Origin of the sequence: Oligoflexus tunisiensis (genome assembly GCF_001748245.1) — a bacterium.
Lineage (GTDB): Bacteria > Bdellovibrionota_B > Oligoflexia > Oligoflexales > Oligoflexaceae > Oligoflexus > Oligoflexus tunisiensis.
In genome coordinates this window covers 3,654,370-3,670,477 of the sequence record NZ_BDFO01000001.1, presented here as the reverse complement: position 1 = coordinate 3,670,477, position 16,108 = coordinate 3,654,370, and the positions used below count along the sequence as shown (strand labels likewise).

General features: G+C 56.0%; 15 protein-coding genes. 4 read left to right on the top strand and 11 right to left on the bottom strand.

From position 1 onward, the window contains the following. Positions 1-35: 35 nt before the first annotated feature. The 5 genes from OLTU_RS15325 to OLTU_RS15305 all read right to left on the bottom strand — a co-directional run bounded on the left by OLTU_RS15325 (position 36) and on the right by OLTU_RS15305 (position 5,448). On the bottom strand, positions 36-803 hold the full coding sequence (locus OLTU_RS15325; protein WP_141733641.1) for an RES family NAD+ phosphorylase: 768 nt from the start codon (positions 801-803) through the stop codon (positions 36-38). Next, positions 763-1,149, bottom strand: a complete 387-nt coding sequence (locus OLTU_RS15320) for an MbcA/ParS/Xre antitoxin family protein (RefSeq protein ID WP_141733640.1) — start codon at positions 1,147-1,149, stop codon at positions 763-765. Before OLTU_RS15320 ends, OLTU_RS15325 begins: the two co-directional genes overlap by 41 nt. A gap of 188 nt (positions 1,150-1,337) precedes the next feature. Next, positions 1,338-3,314, bottom strand: a complete 1,977-nt coding sequence (locus OLTU_RS15315) for a 7TM diverse intracellular signaling domain-containing protein (protein ID WP_176736648.1) — start codon at positions 3,312-3,314, stop codon at positions 1,338-1,340. A gap of 185 nt (positions 3,315-3,499) precedes the next feature. Further along, positions 3,500-4,324: an S-formylglutathione hydrolase gene (gene fghA, locus OLTU_RS15310; protein WP_141733638.1), complete on the bottom strand. Its 825-nt coding sequence runs from the start codon at positions 4,322-4,324 to the stop codon at positions 3,500-3,502. A gap of 14 nt (positions 4,325-4,338) precedes the next feature. Next, positions 4,339-5,448 (bottom strand): S-(hydroxymethyl)glutathione dehydrogenase/class III alcohol dehydrogenase, encoded by a 1,110-nt coding sequence (locus tag OLTU_RS15305; RefSeq protein ID WP_141733637.1) that lies wholly within the window; start codon positions 5,446-5,448, stop codon positions 4,339-4,341. Between the two features lie 158 nt (positions 5,449-5,606). Here OLTU_RS15305 and OLTU_RS15300 point away from each other — a divergent pair, with 158 nt between their 5' ends. Next, on the top strand, positions 5,607-5,831 hold the full coding sequence (locus OLTU_RS15300) for a hypothetical protein (RefSeq protein WP_141733636.1): 225 nt from the start codon (positions 5,607-5,609) through the stop codon (positions 5,829-5,831). A gap of 390 nt (positions 5,832-6,221) precedes the next feature. Continuing rightward, positions 6,222-7,748: a sensor histidine kinase gene (locus OLTU_RS15295; RefSeq protein ID WP_141733635.1), complete on the top strand. Its 1,527-nt coding sequence runs from the start codon at positions 6,222-6,224 to the stop codon at positions 7,746-7,748. On the opposite strand, the gene OLTU_RS15290 is transcribed toward OLTU_RS15295, so the two are convergent. The 4 genes from OLTU_RS15290 to OLTU_RS15275 form a co-directional block, all read right to left on the bottom strand. Then, entirely contained in the window at positions 7,684-8,118 is a 435-nt protein-coding gene (locus OLTU_RS15290) for a response regulator (RefSeq protein ID WP_176736647.1), read from the bottom strand. The genes OLTU_RS15295 and OLTU_RS15290 overlap by 65 nt on opposite strands. A gap of 250 nt (positions 8,119-8,368) precedes the next feature. Further along, on the bottom strand, positions 8,369-8,869 hold the full coding sequence (locus OLTU_RS15285; RefSeq protein ID WP_141733633.1) for a DUF4442 domain-containing protein: 501 nt from the start codon (positions 8,867-8,869) through the stop codon (positions 8,369-8,371). A gap of 44 nt (positions 8,870-8,913) precedes the next feature. Next, a complete protein-coding gene (locus OLTU_RS15280) occupies positions 8,914-10,341 on the bottom strand; it encodes a cryptochrome/photolyase family protein (protein WP_141733632.1) in 1,428 nt (475 codons plus the stop codon). 5 nt (positions 10,342-10,346) lie between these two features. Continuing rightward, a complete protein-coding gene (locus OLTU_RS15275) occupies positions 10,347-11,291 on the bottom strand; it encodes a MerR family transcriptional regulator (RefSeq protein WP_141733631.1) in 945 nt (314 codons plus the stop codon). Between the two features lie 491 nt (positions 11,292-11,782). On the opposite strand from OLTU_RS15275, the gene OLTU_RS15270 reads away from it, so the two are divergent. Then, positions 11,783-12,454 (top strand): hypothetical protein, encoded by a 672-nt coding sequence (locus OLTU_RS15270; RefSeq protein WP_218110057.1) that lies wholly within the window; start codon positions 11,783-11,785, stop codon positions 12,452-12,454. A gap of 209 nt (positions 12,455-12,663) precedes the next feature. Continuing rightward, complete coding sequence (folE, locus tag OLTU_RS15265; protein WP_141733629.1) at positions 12,664-13,317, top strand: GTP cyclohydrolase I FolE; 654 nt, start codon at positions 12,664-12,666, stop codon at positions 13,315-13,317. A gap of 39 nt (positions 13,318-13,356) precedes the next feature. Here the strand turns inward: folE and OLTU_RS15260 are convergent, their stop codons facing one another. Both OLTU_RS15260 and OLTU_RS15255 read right to left on the bottom strand, forming a co-directional pair. After that, positions 13,357-15,315 carry a sensor histidine kinase gene (locus tag OLTU_RS15260; RefSeq protein WP_141733628.1) on the bottom strand — a complete coding sequence of 653 codons (1,959 nt, stop codon included), beginning with the start codon at positions 15,313-15,315 and terminating at the stop codon, positions 13,357-13,359. A gap of 25 nt (positions 15,316-15,340) precedes the next feature. Continuing rightward, a complete protein-coding gene (locus OLTU_RS15255) occupies positions 15,341-15,823 on the bottom strand; it encodes a glutathione peroxidase (RefSeq protein ID WP_141733627.1) in 483 nt (160 codons plus the stop codon). Positions 15,824-16,108: the final 285 nt, after the last annotated feature.

Here is a 16,108-nt window from a genome sequence, read left to right as displayed (position 1 = left end):
CTGATGGACGTCGGCCGGTTGCCGATGGGGTCGGCTTAGAATGCCGGCATCGGCAGGCGGTCATCAACCATGAATTCACCCATCGCGAATTCCATGGTTCGTTCCTGGCCGGGGACGGCGCGGTAGAAGCGCATATGCCCGCGGGTTTCGAAGGAATGCCAGAGCATCTGTTGTTTGGGTTCGGCGGAACTGAAGACCGCGGGATGAAAGAGCCCGATATTGCGACCCCTGTTTTTATCGCGGGCGGAGCCGAACAAAAACGCGTCGACTCCATCGGCGCGCATGGCGCCACCGAGCTGCTGGGTGTGGCTGTAGTCCACCTTCGATTCGATGATGGGATGATAGTCGGCAAAGTGCTTCGCACTCAGGTCGACCGCATGGTTGGCTTTCACGGAGGCCGCGAAGGCGGTGTACTTGTTCTCGATGGAATCCTGAAACGGGATGGCCATCCCCTCATGAAACACAAAGCGATAGTAAGCCTTTTCCGCGAGGGCGGTCTCGACCGCCTCCGAGCCATACCAGATGCTGACCTCGAGCCTTGTGCCAAAACGCGATCCATTCCGCAGCGGCGGATAACGGAACGGCGTCCAGAGGAGATAGTGCAGCGTCTTTTGATAAGGCGGAAATGGAAAGGTCGGCTTGCGATCTTCCAGGATGTCCTCCAGGATCGCCTGCTCCGCGCTATTGCCGGTCAGTTTCATGGTGGAACAGCGGCTTTGATCCTCAACAATTCGCCAGGCGCTCAGCGTCAGGCTGCTGAGCTTAGATTTTCCCCCGCATAGCGTCCAGATAGGCGCAGACATGACTCAACCCTTCCACTGATTTCACCAACTCCGCAGGAACCATCTCACCCATATGCCGATTCCTGGTATGAAACCAGTGCCGGATCGCCTGCTCCTTGCCGCCCACGATCGCATCGAGACTGCGGAAGGCCCGGATCAGCAACACCGCCAGTTCGCCTTCCTTGCTGCGCTCCCGAATACTCCGGGCGCCCTGGAAGGTGCGGCTCATGGTGGCCTCGCTCTCGCCGATGATCTGGGCCAGATCGTTCTGAGTTAAACCAAGGATTCCCGCGGCTTTCAGCAAAGCCTGGGTCAGGATCCGGTCTCTTTCTTTTTGATTAATGGAGGGGGCTGTATTCGTTTGCATAAATCCCTTCCTTTCAAATGAAAGATACCACACCTTTTCTTTCAATTGCAAGTATCGGCAGAAAGCGGCTTGGGCTTGAGAGTTCACCTTAAGTTATAACCCATAGGGATGACAGGATAAAGGGAAAAGGGCCCCTCCGGGGCTGACGTGGGGTGGAGGCTGACCGAGGTGGAGCAGACAGGAAGGAATCAGGCACCACTCGGCAGAGCCACGACTGGACTCGCCGCAGCTAGGATCCGAATCACCAGCACGGTGACATCATCCTCCGGAGGCCGGTCCTTCCAGACGGCTTGGGCGCTGTCCAGAAGAGCCTGCAGGTTTTCGCCGGGCCGTTTTTCGTAGCTGAGGATGCGGGCGGCCCGGTGCATGGAGAAGACCTCGCCGTCCGGTCCCTGGTTTTCCACCAGCCCATCGGAATGCAGAAGGATGGTATCGCCCACCACAAAGTTGAAGGAGAGTACGGGAAAGCGCGCGCTGTCCCCATTCAAACCGAGGATCGAACCTCGGCGGAAGATGGGGGCGAGGCGTTTTTCATTGAGAAGGTAGGAGGCGGGATGCCCGCAGTTTACGTAATAGCCCCGCATGAGGCGAAGGTCGATGGCAAATACACTCATCGTCATCAGCCGGTCGTTGGATGTGGCAGTGCGGAAGAGGAGCTGATTGAAGGTTTCCGCAAGACGCCCAAGCGAGCCCGCCATCGCCTCGGGAGACCAGTCGAGATTATGGACGGAAGCCTCCAGCGCGCCGCAGGCAAACGCCGTCATCATCGAGGACGAAAGACCATGACCCGTGACATCCCCCAGGGCGAAGACCGCAAAATTCTGTTCGGGTCGATCGATGATACTGAACCAGTCCCCACCGGTCTGCTCGGCGGCGCGGTAGTAGGAAGCCACCTCCAGCGTGGTCGACCGCACGTTTTTCGAAACCAGGGACTCCTGAATAATGCGAGCCGATTCCATCGTGCCGATCAGTTTCGAGGTTTCAATTTCCGAGGCGATGAGGGCCTGGCGGATTTCCTCAAACTTATAACCCATCGCAATCGACACCAGAACCGACTCCATCGCGGAACCGGCAAGCATGCCCCATTGCGTCATGAGGCCTTCCTCCATCAGACCGAGATAGCCCAGCAGGGTGCAGCTGTCACCGACCACGAACAGCAGCCAGGCGATGAGAAATATTAAAGCCGGTTTGGAACCCTTGCGGGCCAGCACATAGGAGGTAAAGATCAGCCACATCACCATGCAGATATTGGTGACAAAGGCCGTCGCCACGCCGCCACCCAGATGAACCAGCGTGAGGGCGGCGGTGCACAGGGCGCCGCGTTCAAACCAGCGGACGATGGCCGCGACCCGGCTCATCCTGATTTTGAGATCGAGATAGATATCGAGAAAGCGATACACGAAGAAGACACAGAGGTGAGCCGCAAGGATGCCGAGTTCGTCGTTGAGCCAGGGATGATCAAATCCATACTGAAACCAGAGCCCATTCACGCTGGCCTGGAACACGACAAAGAGCAGGCCATAGACGGTATAGTAAAGGTAGGAGGAATCCTTGAGCATGAAAAACAGCATGCAGTTATAAAGGGGCATGATCAGAAGACAGCCCAACAGAAGCCCGAAAACCAGCTTTTCCACCTCGCGGGTCCGGTTGAAGGTCGTCTCGCTCGCCAGAAAAAGACGCGAGGACAAAAGATCATTGGTCTCGTAGCGCAGATAAAGAAAGCTTTCACCCGGAGGCAGGGTCATATCGAAGACCGGATAGCGATAGGGCACACGACGCATCGCCAGCGGCATATGATCGCCGGATTTTTGCTGCCCGATTACACGATCCTGGTGCAGCACATAAAATTCAAGGAAGTTGGTCAGCGGCCAGCGGTCCTCGACCAGGAGTTCGAGGGGTGACAGGGTGCTGTTGTGCAGCGTCACGCGGACCCACAGCGCGTCCTGACTGAGCCCCAGCATAGGGCGTGGCAGGGGTCGCCACCGCACGCGGTTTTTCTCGAGGATCTCGGGCAGGGTGAGCTTGCGGGTGGTATCGCGGTAAAACTCCGCATGAGCGCCGAGAGCGATGCTCTCACGCAAAGGTCCATCAAGGTTGATGGTTTCCGCACTCAGGGACAACGCCTGCCCCCAGAGGATGACGAAAACCAGAAATAGGCGCCTCATGATTTCGCGTCCTGCTGGAATATATCCAGTCATCGGCAGGACTTGCAGAAAACTGAAAGCCGGGAATACCAGTCACGTGGGTGCTTCTTTGAAGGGGTTGTGGAAAAGGCAAAACTCCGGGAGTTCCCTCGTGCTCTCGCGACCCGGAGTCGACGCGCGGTGGACCCGTGGGGCGGGCCCTGGATTTACCGGCCCAGCTGTCCGGCATGATGCCGAACGTGGTCCTCGATAAAGGTACTGATAAAGTAGTAACTGTGATCGTAGCCATCCGCGTAGATCACGGTATGATCCTGATCAACCGCACGGGCCGCCTCCTCGAAATTCCGGGTGAGCAGCTGATTTTCCAGGTACTCATCCTGCGTGCCCTGATGAATCAGAATCCGTCCTGGATGGCGCTGGCCGTTTTTTAAAAGCTCGCAGCTGTCGTGCTGCCGCCAGAGGTTCGGGTCGTTTCCAAGATAACCCTGAAAGGCCTTGATTCCCCAGGGAATGGCGGAGGGATTGACGATCGGGGAAAAGGCCGAGACGCTGGCAAAGAGCGAAGGGTGTTTCAACCCCAGGGTCAAAGCCCCATGCCCGCCCATGGAATGCCCAAAGAGCCCGAGCCGCTGAACCCCAAAATGTTTTTGAATCATCGGCACCAGTTCGCGAACGAGGTAACTTTCCATGCGATAGTGCTGATCATAACCGGGGGTACGGGCGTCGAGATAAAAACTGGCGCCTGAACCAAAGTCATAACTCTCATGTTCGCCCGGAAGGTTCAGGCCACGCGGTGAGGTGTCGGGGGCCACCACCATCAGCTGATGTTCCGCAAGATAACGCTGGGCACCGGCCTTGGTGGAGAAGTTTTCCTCTGTGCAGGTCAAACCCGAAAGCCAGACGAGGCAGCCTTTCAGCGGCCCCTCCGGGACGAAGGTCGAAAACTTCATCGGGGTTTTCGTTTCACGCGACTCATGCGACCAGAATGCGGTCATCCCGCCAAAGGTCTTATGCGCTTTCAACTGTTGCATGTCGGACTCCTGTTTCAGAAGGTCACCACACTGCGAATGCTCGTGCCTTCCTTCATGTAACGGAAGGCATCGTTGATCTTTTCCACCGGCATTTGATAGGTGACCAGATCATCGAGATTGATTTTGCCCGCCATGTAGTTGTCCACATACTGAGGCAGCTCCGTGCGGCCTTTGACGCCGCCGAACGCCGAGCCTCTCCAGACGCGACCGGTGACGAGCTGGAAGGGCCGCGTGGAAATTTCCTCGCCGGCTCCGGCCACGCCGATGATAATCGACTGGCCCCAACCCTTGTGGCAGCACTCCAGCGCCTGGCGCATGAGCTTCACATTGCCCACGCATTCAAAGGAATAATCCACGCCGCCATCGGTCATCTTCACGATATGATCGACCAGGGAGACCTCAAGATCCTGTGGATTCACAAAATCCGTGGCCCCGAATTTTTCCGCCATTTCAAATTTCGAGCTGTTGACATCGACGGCAATGATCCGGCCGGCACCGACCATCTTCGCGCCCTGAATCACCGACAGGCCAATGCCGCCCAGCCCAAAGACCGCAACGTTTGCTCCCTTTTCCACCTTGGCCGTATTGAGCACCGCACCGATGCCGGTGGTGACCCCGCAACCGAGCAGACAGACTTTATCCAACGGCGCCTTCGGGCTGATCTTCGCGAGCGAGATTTCCGCCACGACTGTATATTCGGCAAAGGTCGAAGTTCCCATGTAATGAAAAATGGGTTTGCCATCCTTGGAAAAACGCGAGGTGCCATCGGGCATCAGGCCCCGGCCCTGGGTTTCCCGGATGCGCTGGCATAGGTTGGTCTTGCCGGAAAGACAGAATTTGCAGGTTCGACACTCAGGCGTGTAAAGCGGAATCACATGATCCCCCTTCTGCACGGAAGTCACGCCCTCGCCCACAGCCTCGACGATGCCGGCTCCTTCATGCCCGAGGATAACGGGGAAAAGACCCTCCGGATCCACACCGGAAAGTGTGTAGGCATCGGTATGGCACACACCGGATGCGGCGATGCGCACGAGCACCTCGCCCTTTTTCGGTCCTTCGAGGTCCACGGTCTCAATGCTGAGCGGTTGATTCGGTCCCCAGGCCACAGCTGCTTTGACTTTCATCTTGATCCTCCGCACGTTAAATGTGTCCGGATTCTACGGACTCGCCTCCCACTTGACAATCCCATGGGAAGATTAAAGCAGATCGTAACCCATGTGGGGCCTGGCGAATCTTGTTGAGTCTGCTTCAATTTCCGCGAATTGACCTTGTGGGGAAATCCATGTTTTTTGGAGCAGCTGACACCCGTGGGCTCTGGACCTCGTGGCTTCGCATCTGCGACGGCAGTCGCGCCGCACGGTGGGCTCTGGACCTCGTGGCTTCGCATCTGCGACGGCAGTCGCGCCGCACGGTGGGCTCTGGACCTCGTGGCTTCGCACCTGCGATGGCAGCGGCAACCAGCGCCAAAAAAAAGAGCAGCGATGGTTTAAAGCCATCGCTGCTGTGAAGGAAATTGCTCCTCACCTCATTTCGAGGAGAAGGTCGTAAATCTATTCAAAGCGAGGTCAAAACGGTCTTTGACACGTCTGACTGTCAAGTACAAATTGCCTTAGTCGGCTCAAACCGTCAAGTCTTCGGTTCTCAATTGTTCCGTCAGGTTGGACGCTGTGCTTTTCCAGCGTGAGCAACGCCCATAAATACTGGGTTTCAGACCGGTTTTCAAGCCGTTTGCTGTTCTGTGAGCCAACGCTTTCTCCCCCATCGCGCACGGCGGGTTCATCCGCGCTGCTTTTCCTAAGACGCGGCCCCTGGCGATTTGCGTCAAGGCATGTCCTTCCTGCTCTGGGCACGGACAAAGTTGTAGGATATTGTCAAAGCATTCTCATTGGAGGTGGCTGTGACATCAGATCTTCATCTGGCTCAGGACGACGTTGTTCAAACCCTGCTGGGGCTGGCGGATTTGCCCATGCTCCTTTTGGATCCCGACTTTCAGGTCATCGACTTCAGCCCGCAGACGCTGCGCCTTTTTCCCTTGCTGGAAAAAAATCAGAAACTCAATCAGGCGCTGAATGCCGAACTCAGCGCGCCTCTCTATAAACTGATCGACAACGGCAGCCGCACCACCGGACCGGTCAGCCTCGCCGTTCATCATGAGATCACGCCGAATCAAATTCTGCACCTGACCTGGAAAGCGCAGCGGCTCCTGAAGGCGGACGGCAGCACCCGCGGCTACTGTCTGACCGCACTGGACCAGACCTATCGCGACAAGCTCGAGGATGAACTGAAAAAATCATTCCGCCAGATCCGTGATCAAAAAATGGCGCTCGATGAATCCGCCATCGTCGCCATCACCGATCAGCGGGGCGTGATCAGTTACGTCAATGACACCTTCTGCCGCATTTCCGGCTATGAGCGCGAGGAACTGGTCGGCCACACCCACTCCCTTTTGAAATCCGGTTTTCATGGTCCGGATTTTTTCCGGGATCTGTGGCGCACGATCGGCTCGGGACGCGTGTGGAAGGGTGAAATCCGCAACCGCACCAAGGCGGGGGACATCTACTGGGTTGATACGACCATTGTCCCCTTTCTGAACGAGCAGGGCCGTCCCTACCAGTTTGTGGCCATCCGCTTTGATGTGACGGAAAAAAAGCAGATGCAGGAACGCCTGGAAAAGGAACGCATGCGCAGCATGTATGCAGAAAAAATGGCCAGTCTCGGTGAACTGGCAGCGGGCATTGCGCATGAGCTCGGCAACCCGGCGGCCTCGATCAACGCCTGGCTGGATGTGATTGAATCACAGTATGAGCGCCAGAACCTGGATCTGAATATGTTCATGCAGACGGTGCCGCGGGTGCGTCGTGACGCCAAACGCATGCGGGACATCATTCAGGGAATGCTGACCTATGCCCGCGATGGATCGCGTGATCCCTTTCAAAGCGAAGGCGTGCTGACCATCCTGCAGCAGGTGTCGGATTACTGCAGCTATAAGCTTCGCAAATGCGGCGTGCGTCTGACGCTGGAGGTTCCCAATCCCTATCTGACGGTGGAGTGCCGGATTACCGAAATCAGCCAGATGCTGGTGAATTTCATTCTCAATGCCTGCGATGCGGTCCAGGAGCTTGAGGATCGCTGGATTCAGATCGCGGCCATCGAACAGGATGGTCAGGTGGAGTTTCAAATCACCGACAGCGGCTCCGGCATTCCCCAGGACGTGGCCGACAAGATGTTTCAACCCTTCTACACGACCAAACCCGTCGGCCGTGGCACGGGTCTGGGTTTGAGCATAGCCCGCTCCATCATCGACAATCATCAGGGGACGGTGGCGCTGGATCCTGCCTGTCCCAACACGCGCTTTGTGATTACCCTTCCCAGGTTGCACCAGGCCGAGAGCAAGGATTGGACGCAGGAAGAGAAAATGGGCTGAGGAGTTTTTCAACCTCGCGGATCAGGACATCCAAATCAAAGGGCTTGCGCAGGAGTCGCTTGACGCCCGCGGCGTACAAATCCTCGGCTCGGGGCGGAGTGAAGGCGGTGATCATGATCACAGGAACGGGACGCTGCAGGCGTCGGACAAACTCCGTTCCCCAGCCATCGGGCAGACCCTGATCACAGATGATAAGATCAGGTTCAAATGATTCGAGCGTTTCACGAGCCATTTTGAGGCTGCTCGCGGTTCTGACTTGAAAACCCATGGAGCCGAGTTCCGTCTCGATGCACCAGGATAAAAGATCCTCGTCATCCACCAGCAGGATGCGCGCCTTATTTTGTATCAAGGTTCCATTGGGGGCCAGCATGGTGTTGTTCCTCCGGGGTGGTGTCCCCATTCGTCAGGATTAGCAACTCCGATGCCACTCGCTGGCCTTTCCAAGGCATTGAAATCCATGAAATAAAAAAGAGCCGACGGCGGCTCTTGCCCTTTTACTGCTGGATGTCGTGGCAAATGCACCTGCGGCAGCTGGATGCCCAACTTATCGTGGCAAATGCACCTGCGGCATCAGGTTTATTCCGCGGAATTTGTGGCAAATCCTGCAGCATTTTCCCTTTTCATGAACCCCGGTTTTCACCTGCAGGACGATGCTCGGGTTTCAATCGAGCGTAAATGCGCTTGCTGACCCGGGCGACAACGGCTCCGTTCTTATCGATAATTTCCGTGAGAAAATCGCGCTCAAATTTCCCGCCCGCTGCTGTTCCATCGCGCATTTCCTTCAAATCACCAGGCGTAATCCGCATTTCAGCCACGACCCTGCCCTTGCCTGGCGCCACGAAATCGATATGAGCGGAACGATCCCAAACATAGTAGCGACTGCCCATATTACGCATAAGCATCAGCATGAAGAAGGGATCGGTCATCGCAAAGAGGCTGCCTCCGAAGTGAGTGCCCACGTAGTTGCGGTTGAAGATGGTCGCCTTCAAGGCAACGCGCACATAGGTGTAGTCCGCGGCGAGCTCCTCGACGACGATACCGGCTCCGGCAAACGGCGGCCACACGTTCAATCCCAAACGTAGGAGCCTTGCGTCTTTCGACATATTCTTCCAGATGGTCATTGGCTGTCCTCCTGCCCCAAAGCTTAGCCAGGGCCGAAGGCTTGTCAAGTCCATGATCCGGAGGACGCGCGACCGCTTTTGATCCGATCATGAAACATCAGAGCCTGCTGGCGGGATTCCGCAAAGTCCACGATCGGCGCGGGATAGTCGGTGGCGAGAGAGCGAACCTTCTCCGGTGCCTTCCACGGACTATGAATCCAGCGGGCCGGAATCCGCTCGAGTTCCGGCACCCAGCGTTTGATATAGGTGCCCTCGGGATCGAAGCGCTCGCTTTGAAGGATCGGATTGAAGATGCGGAAATAGGGCGAAGGATCAATGCCGCAACCGGCCACCCATTGCCAGCCCATCGCATTGTTCGCGCGATCGGCATCGACCAGCCTGTCCCAGAAAAAATCGAAACCCGCGGTCCAGTTGATATGAAGGTTTTTGATAAGAAAGGATCCCACGATCATGCGCACACGGTTGTGCATCCAGCCCGTTTGCAGCATCTCGCGTAGGCCGGCGTCCACCAGCGGATATCCGGTTCGGCCGCTTTTCCAGGCTTCCAGCTGTTCCGGTTCATCGGCCCAGGGGAAATCCTGAAACGGAGCGATGATCGGCAGGCGGTCCATGGTCGGTTGATGGAAGAGGCTGGTGATCGCAAACTCCCGCCAGATCATTTGTCGCAGAAAGGATTCCGTGCCGGCGCTGGGGGCTTGCGCGCGGGCATCGGCCCAGATGGAACGCGGGGAAATTTGGCCGAAATGCAGCGCCGCACTTAGGCGGGAGGTTCCGTCCTCGGCAGGAATATCGCGGGCGGTCGGATAATGCGGAAGACGTGTTTCGCGAAAGTCTTTCCAGGCCTGCCACCAGCCGCTTTCCGTGGTGATCCAGGAGCGCATGAGCTCCAGATCCCAGCGCGAGCCTTGCGGCAGAAGATTCAGGGCGTCCACCACCCCATCCTGCAGAGCGGGATGATCCACGCTCTGTATGCGGTCCGGTTTTGGCCATGGTTTATGGGTCATGCCACGCGCCAGGCAGGTCTTATAAAACGGTGTAAAAACCTTGAAAGGTTTCCCGCTTTTATTTTTGATGTCCCAGGGTTCGAACAGGATGGATCCGGGATAAACCTCGGGCTGCAAACCCTGAGCCTTGAGTCGTGCCTCGATCTGATGATCACGATCAAAGAGAGCCGGTTCATAGGAACGATTCCACAGCACCCGCTCCACACGCACCGCACGCGTGATCGTTGTCAGAGCTTCATCGAAAGTGGGCCGGATCAGAAGCCGGGCCCCATACTCATCACGCAGATCCTTTTGAAAGGCTTTCAGCGCGTGATGCAGGTAAACGCGGCTGGCGGCTCCCATCGCCCTGAGGTCAACACCATCGGCGGTGAAGACCAGGACCAGCGGGCGGCCGCGGCCGGCGGCCAGAGCCGGGTTATCGGTCAGACGCAGATCATGACGAATCCAGACCACATCGACAGTTTCCATGGCAGCTACACCCTTTTGATATTGGCCAAAAGTCGATCCAGCTCCTCAAGCGACGGCAGTTCGCGCACGCGTTCCGATGGGAATCTTTGTTCTCCATGCGGCACGCCGCCGACCCAGACTTCACAGACTCGCGGCAGACGCTTCAGAAGGTCTTCCATATAAATACGGTTCGCGGCTTTATGATCATCCAAGGGCGGCAGTCCCACCACCACGCAGTTGGCAGCCATGGCTTCCGAGGCTTCCGCCAGCGATCCGGCCGGCAGATTGGGGCCGAGGTAACAGGTTGGATAACCGTGAAAGGCGCAAAGAACAGCAGCCATCAGCATCCCGAATTCATGCAGGTTGCCTTCCGCCGTGGCCACGGCAAAGGACTTGGGTGCCTGCCTGTCCCTCGTCATCGCATGCGAATGCGTGAGGAGATAAAAGAGCTGCAGCAGGTGATATTTCACCAGAGCCGAGAGCGCATGCTCCTGACCGATGGAAAATTCCCCGCGGGCCACTTCATCCCCGACCCGGCTCATCAGCGGCAGCACCACCTGAAACAGATACTCTCGGACGCCATATTCAGCCTTGGCCTGCTGCAGAAGGACATTGATCGTAATCAGATTATAGCGGCTGAGGGCCTCTTCAATGCGCTGGACGATTTCCTCGGCGCGGGAGTTTTGCAAAGCGGCGGCATCGCCCATATCCGGAGTCTGCGCTGCCTCATTCAGAAGCCGGCTGAGTTCCTGCAGGTCATGAGCTGCAACGTTGCCAATTAGAAAACCCTTGCGGATCAAAAGGGCGATGAGCTTCAGTTTTTCCAGATCTTCAATCGAATAAACGCGCCGCCCATTGTCCAGGCGTCTCGGCTTCACAACGCCATAGCGTCGTTCCCAGGCGCGCAGGGTGTGCTCATTGATGCCGGTCAGCTGGCATATGGTTTTGACGCTTAATTTATCCTCGATCAAAGTCAACTCCAGGGTGGGCGTTCCTTCCTGTGCTGCAAGCCTCCGGAAATCATGATCTTAATCCTCCAGGGCGGCTGGCACAAGTCAACCCTCCTCCCCATCTCAACGAAATGCGCCGGCCTTACGCGAAGCGCAAGACGAATGCGTCAAATTTTTCTTCATTTCATCCCTACATTTCGTTCGGATGCTATCATGAAAAAACAGGTCTTTATGGAGTGATGGGGTCGAAACTATAACTTGTGGTGATTATGTCTCGTCATCAGGGCTATTGCTTTTCCATTCTTTGCGTCGTAGCCACCAGTCCCCTCCTGGCACAGGAGAATATCTTCTCAAAAGCCAAAAAGTGCCAGCAAAAGGGTGGCGTCTGGATTAACGACAGCTGCGTGATAGAAATCGATGACGATTCGAGCCTCCCGCAGCCCTCTCTGACGACACCTGATCCGAGCGCGACCGACGCAAAGAGCACCGACTCGCCATCACGACAACATTCGTTGTACATTTCTCTTGGCCAGACCTTTCAGTCTCCCAAAAGCCGCACCAAAGTCAAATCCTATGGAACACCGGATCCGTTTTATACCTGGGATGCAAATGGTTACTATGGTCCCGTATCATTTGGGGCCCAGAAGCTCTCACTTGATAGCGAATATTCGAGCGAAACCGAATTTACCATCGGCTGGGCCAGCGTTCAGAAAAATGCTGTTGGATTCTCACTTCATCTGACTTATCTGCCCGAATCTGAAATAGAGAGAGAGACGGAGGAGTCCACGGATCCCCACGATAAGCTCTCAAGGCTCAACGTCGGCGGTCGGTTTTTCTATTCGTTTGCGACGGCTGGCTCAGACCTGCTGATCGCACCCTTTATCGGGGCCCATCACGCCCTCAACGGCGAATTCGAGTCAGGCTCCCCCGACGTTTCGGTTGAATCCTTTGCGATTTCCCAAGGCCTCGAGTATGGCTTTAAATTCACGCTCCATCGCCATTTCGAAATCAATCTCGTTCAACGGGAAACCAACTGGTCCACCAAAATGAGTCAGGCCATGCAAGGGCAGTTTGCAACGCGCAATGCTGATGGATCTTATACAAGGATTTCTGAAATCACGGTTTATGCGGAAGTTAAAGAAGCGCTGAAGGAGCAGCTTTTACAGTTTGTTTTTATACTGTGAAGAAATGGACCGTGGGCGTACGGCCTGGCCATTTTTTCAGCATGGGAGCGACGGGTTCGGACCGGATCTGACGCGAGGCCGCCTTTGAACAGGTTTTGCATCGAATTTTCATGCGAATTATTGGGCAGTTTCTTCGATGAAGACTGGACAAGGGATCATAAGAAGTATAATGACAAAGGCTTGTCGATGATCGGATATGAGGATGCCCTATGCCGAAGAGCAACAAAAATCTGCGCAGTCAGCCCATCAACCTGCCGCCTGAGGCCGCCGATCTGAACGCCGTCTCGCGGGTCACAGCACGCGCCATTCACAAACAGCACAGCGCGGTGGAAGCCGGTCGTCGCATATTGGAAATGACGGGAGAGGACGGCGATCGCGAAGGTCTGCGTGACACGCCTTACCGCTTCGCCAAGGCCTACCAGGCTCTGCTGGATGGTTATAACCTGACGCCCGACGAAGCGGTCGGCAAGGGCATTTTCGCCAGTGAAGGTCAGGGACTCGTGGCGGTCGAGGATGTGGAATTCTATTCGATGTGCGAACATCATCTTCTGCCCTTCTGGGGCAAGGCCACGGTTGCCTATTTTCCGGGTGAAAAAATTCTTGGTCTGTCGAAGATTCCCCGGCTGGTTGATGTCTTCGCACGCCGTGTGCAGGTGCAGGAACGCATCACCCAGCAGGTGCTCGATGCCGTGCAGGATCTGATCGCCCCGCGGGCCGTCATGGTCAAGGTTCAGGCCCAGCATCTCTGCATGATGATGCGCGGTGTGGAAAAGCAGCAGTCGCAGACGACCACGCAGTCGATTTATGGTTACGAGAAATTACAGGACTACGAAAAGCAGCAGCTGCTGCGACTGATGAAGTAACAAGTTGAGGGCGAGTGCTGGCTCTTTGTCCCCGCCCCCTCACACCATTTTTTCCCTTGGAATCAACAGAAGCGCCGTGGCCCCAAGACTCGGGCCCGGACTTTCCAGTTTCAGCTGCAGGCCGAGATGCTTGCAGGAATTCGCCGCATAATGCAGACCAAAACCATGCCCCGTGTTCTTGGTGGTAAAACCAAAACGGAAAATCCGGTTCGCCACGTCCGCATCAAAGCCATGACCGTTGTCACGGATGGCGAGCATGAAGAATTCAGCATCCAGCTTTGTGCCAAAGCTGATCTGCGGGTCCGGTTGATCCCCGATGGCATCGATGGCATTGCGGATCAGAACGGTGAGGATGCTCTCAAAGCGAAAGCGTTCCGTTTCAAACACCACATCCTCCTGCAGCTGCATTTCGAGCTGAATGCGATGGCGCTTGAAGGTCCCAAAATAAAGGGCCATCGTGTGATGCAGAAGCTCGGATAATTTATAGGCGGCGGCTGTTTCCCTTTGCTGCACGAAGGCCAGCTGCGAGGAAATCGCCGCCATCGCGATGCGCACGTTATCGATCAAACCCCGGATCAGGCTCTGCATTGCGTCCCGAGTGACAGCCTCGGCCGTCTCCAGACGTTCCACATGTTCGGGAAGCCGTTCGGGATAGCGTCCCTCGGCGCTGATTTTTTTCAGGTAATCCAGTGCCACCTGACCCGGAGCCTGATTTTCCCAATGCTCACGTAAAAGAGTGCTCTGCACGTTGAGCGAGGTGATGATGTTTCCAATATTATGGAGAGTCAGCGCCGCAACCTCCGCCTGGCCGAGACGTTTGGCGGTATCAAGCAGTTCCTTCTGGGCCTCGATCAGCTGATCATTCGCGTCCATCAGTTCGGTCCGGCTCCGTTCCAGTTCGCGATTGCGTTCCTCCAGATCAGCCGCGGTTTTGTGCAGCTCGGCCGTACGCAGAGAGACCAGCTTGCGCAGATGCTGGGACAGAACAAGGCGCCGGATATAGGCGATGGCCAGCAACAGAAGACCGACCGAGGCCAGCAGGATCAAACCATAGGACATGCGCACGGTATCGGCGAGTTCTCGCGAAGCCGTGGAGGTGCCGACCGTCAGGCGAATGCTCCAGCCGAGGGACGGTGCAAAATGAGGATTCTTAAGAAAGGACGAGGCCACCATCAGATCCCCTTCCTCCGTTCTCCTGAGCGACCAGATTTTGGCGAAGCGGGCGCGGGAGGCGGTGCCGGGATAGGTGACGGGAATTTCCTCGGCGTCGGCGGCCGGCAGAGCGGCCCCGGCCTGGACCAGAAGTTCGCCCTCGGAATTGATGACTTCGACCTGCGCCACCGAAAAACCGCCCGCATGGAACATCGCGTAAGCTGTGTCCAATTCCTTTTGTATCCAACGGACACCGGCGCGAATGCAGATGACGCCCACAGTCCGGCCGTCGGAATCGGTCACCACTGTGGCAAAGGTATTGGTGCGGGCGGAGCGACCGTCGATCATCTTCAGATAGGGATCGAACGCGGGTTCATCCACATAAATTTCATCCCGCCTGGCGCCCTGAAACCAGGGTTCGTGACTGAAATCATAGGACTGGAGAGGACCTGTGTTCAGAGGCTTTCCGCTGGGATTGAGGGTGTTGCTGCCCACAAGACGACCTTGGGCGTCGATCAACAGAATCAGGTCATACATTCCGTAGAGCTGGACATACCCATTGAACACCGAAGCGATAGCCGCCGAATCCAGGGACTGCACCGTGCGAGAGCGGGCAAAGGATTGCACATCGTAGTAGCGCTCATAGAACTGCGTGGTCAGACTCTCGTGCACCGCATGCGACATCGCATCCAGGGCATCAAAGAGCAGGCTCTGCGCCTGATCCGCAAGACGTTTGAACAGAAGGAGAGAACCCACGGCCATTGACAGGATGACAAAACCGATCAGCGCCAGGACCTTGAAATCCAGACTCCTGATAATCCGGGAAAGGATTTTGAACCTTTTCAAGCGCTGTCATCCTTCATGCATGGCGTCACGCCTGCAGGATTTTTTCTATATCCTTCGCAATGGCTTCCGGCTTGACCTGCGGCGCATAGCGTTTGACCACCTTCCCGTCCTTATCCACCAGGAACTTCGTGAAGTTCCATTTGACGTCTTTGAAGCCGAGCAAACCGGGCTTTTCCTTCACCAGATACTGATAAAGAGGATGGGCCTTGGGGCCTTTCACTTCGATCTTGGCAAACAGTGGAAAGCGCACGCCGAAGGTCATTTCGCAAAAGGATTTGATTTCCGACTCGCTGCCTTTTTCCTGATTACCGAATTGATTGCAGGGGAAGCCCAGGATGGAAAAACTGCGATCCTTGTACGTTTCATAGAGCTGTTCCAGCCCCTTGTACTGCGGCGTGAAACTACAGCCGCTGGCGGTATTGACGATGAGCAGGGCCTGGCCGCGGAAATCGGCAAGGGATTGCTCCCGACCATCAATGGTTTTGGCTTTGAAATCGTAAATGGCCATGGACACAGCTCCTCACAGGGAATAGGGCAAAACCTGCGCTCATATTTGCCTGAGCCTGAGCTTACGAACAAGTCCTAATTGTGAGGATCGACTGATTCCAGCAAGCGTCTTCAAAGCTTGCCGCCAAAGCGCTGCCTGAAAGCCGATGTTTTTCGGTGTCCAATTTTAATTCCCCTATTATTTCAGATGGTTAACATTATTACAGCAAACGTTACGCAGCAGAAAGTGACAGAAATGGGAGGGCAACCAGCTGTTCATAAAAACAAATTTTGTGGATTAACTTTT